Origin of the sequence: Verrucosispora sp. SN26_14.1 (assembly GCF_004307965.1) — a bacterium.
GTDB lineage: Bacteria > Actinomycetota > Actinomycetes > Mycobacteriales > Micromonosporaceae > Micromonospora.
This window is the reverse complement of the sequence record NZ_SISL01000711.1, coordinates 1-2,014: the sequence shown is the minus strand read 5'-3', so window position 1 is coordinate 2,014 and position 2,014 is coordinate 1. Positions and strand designations below refer to the sequence as shown.

At 74.1% G+C, this 2,014-nt stretch carries 1 protein-coding gene and 1 pseudogene; both read right to left on the bottom strand.

Annotated features, from left to right (window positions below; translation table 11 throughout):
• Positions 1-615: pseudogene (locus EYA84_RS31190) on the bottom strand (hypothetical protein); the annotation flags it as partial.
• Positions 612-1,973 carry a hypothetical protein gene (locus tag EYA84_RS31185; protein ID WP_131057770.1) on the bottom strand — a complete coding sequence of 454 codons (1,362 nt, stop codon included), beginning with the start codon at positions 1,971-1,973 and terminating at the stop codon, positions 612-614. The gene EYA84_RS31185 and the pseudogene EYA84_RS31190, both read right to left, overlap by 4 nt.
• Between the last annotated feature and the right edge of the window lie 41 nt (positions 1,974-2,014).

The window sequence follows — 2,014 nt, the reverse complement described above, 5'->3', positions numbered from 1 at the left end:
GGCCCGCCGCCCGGCGAACCAGAGCGACGCGGCACCGGCGACCACGCCGCCGACCGCCGCGCCGGCCAGCAGGTACCGGGGCAGCGAGGGGCTGATCGTGCGTGCCCCGTCCGGGACCGTGCCGGCCCGTACCAGCAGGTCGTAGTTGACCACGATGACCTTGAGCGCCTCCACCGGCTGGTCCACGAACGAGTCGACACCCCGGCCGATGATCGTCTCCGCGACCATCGCCCGGCCGAAGTCCTTGCTGTCGCGCTGGCGGATGCGCGAGCAGCCGTAGGTGTCCCACTCGTCGCCGTCGCGGCTCATCGCCAGCACCAGCGTCCCCTTCGCGGCCTGCCGGGTCTGGTCGCAGGCGGCCCGCAGGTCGTCGCCGGGCGACATCAACAGCACCACCAGCCGGCGGTTGCCGACGACCCGCTCGGCGGCGGGCCGGTCCAGGTCGACCCCGGGGGCGACGTACAGCGACGAGGCGCGGACCTCGCGGGCGATCGGGCCGTCCAGGATCCCGCCCGACCACAGCGCCCACCCGGCCAGCACCAGGCAGGCCAGCACTGCCCAGCCGAAGGTGGTGCCGACCAGGGCGGCCAGGCCGCGTCGCAGCGTGGCGGTCACGACAGCCTTCCCTGGAGATAGAGGTCGGGGCGGAACTCGGGGATGCCGGTCAGGCGGGCGGTGTCGTCCAGCTCCGCCGTCGCGTCGTCGAGCAACCGCCGGACGTGCTTGTCCGGGAGTCCCTCGTCGAGCGCCTGCCGGGCCGCTTCGAGCTTGCCGATGCCCCGGGTCAGCGCCGGGTTGCTGCGCGCGTCGGTGAGCAGCGACGCCTCGACCGCGAGCGCGGTGAGACCGGCCAGCCGGGCCTGCACGCCACCGCGTTGCGGATCACCCGGGCGGGTGCCCGAGCGGCGCAGCGACCGGATCGACAGCACCAGGAAGCCCGCCACACAGGCCGCGAAGATCCAGGGCAGGGCGGGCAGCGCCACCCGCAGCGGATCCAACGGCCGGTAGGGCAGTGGGCGGTCGAACAGGCCCGCGTACCGGATGTCGGTGACCCGGCCCAGGTAGACGCCGAGCACGTTCTGCTGCGGATAGTCGTAGCGGCTGAGCCGGTCGCCGAAGTGGGCGTAGAAGCTGGTCCCGGCGAGCTCCGCGAAGTCCGCCGCGCCCGGACCGTGGTACTCGACCCAACTGCCGTACATCACCACCAGCGGCTGGTCCGGGTAGAGCCGGTGCAGCGCCGGCCCGTACGCGGGAAGCGGCTCGCCGTACGGCTGGGCGGGCAGGGCGACGTACCAGGCGCCGTCGGGGAAGGCGGTGTCGGCGTCCTTCGGCACCTGGCGCAGCGTGGCGCCCTCCGCCACGTGCAGCCCGTCGGCGCGGAGGTCGGCGGTGACGGTGTCGAGTTCCGTCCCGCTCGGGTCACGCCACCGCAGCGTGTCCTGGTCGGCCGGTCGCGGCACCTTGCGCAGCGCGGTGATCAGCGCGACCAGTTGGTCGGTGACGTCGCCGGTGGCGAACTGGGCCCGCCAGCCGGGCAGGGTGTCCGGGGTGGCCTGGAACATGCCGCCGCTCACCTGCGTACCGATCACCCGGACGGTGGCGTTCTCGACCTCGCGGACCCGTTTGCGTTCCTCCTCGTCCAGGCCGGTCGGGGCGACCAGGATCCGGGTGTCCTCGCCGCCGATCGCCTCCCGTACCCGCTGCTCGTCCCAGCGGGCGACGGCACCCGGCAGGCGTACCACCGGGTCCGCGTCGACCAGGGCGGTCATCTCCTCGGTGGACGGCACGGTCGCGTCGCTCAGCTCACCGGCGGAGCCCTCCTCGACCCGCTTCGACACCGCCGGTGACTGCCCGTAGCTCACATCGATGCTCTGCCGTTGGGCGAGCAGGAAGACCGCCAGGACGACGACCGCGACGGCGAGCAACGCCCAGCGCAGCGGTTCGGCGCGTCGGACGCCTCGGGGCGCGGTCACCGCCGCGCCTGCCACAGCGCGTCGGCGCGGCGGGCGAAGTC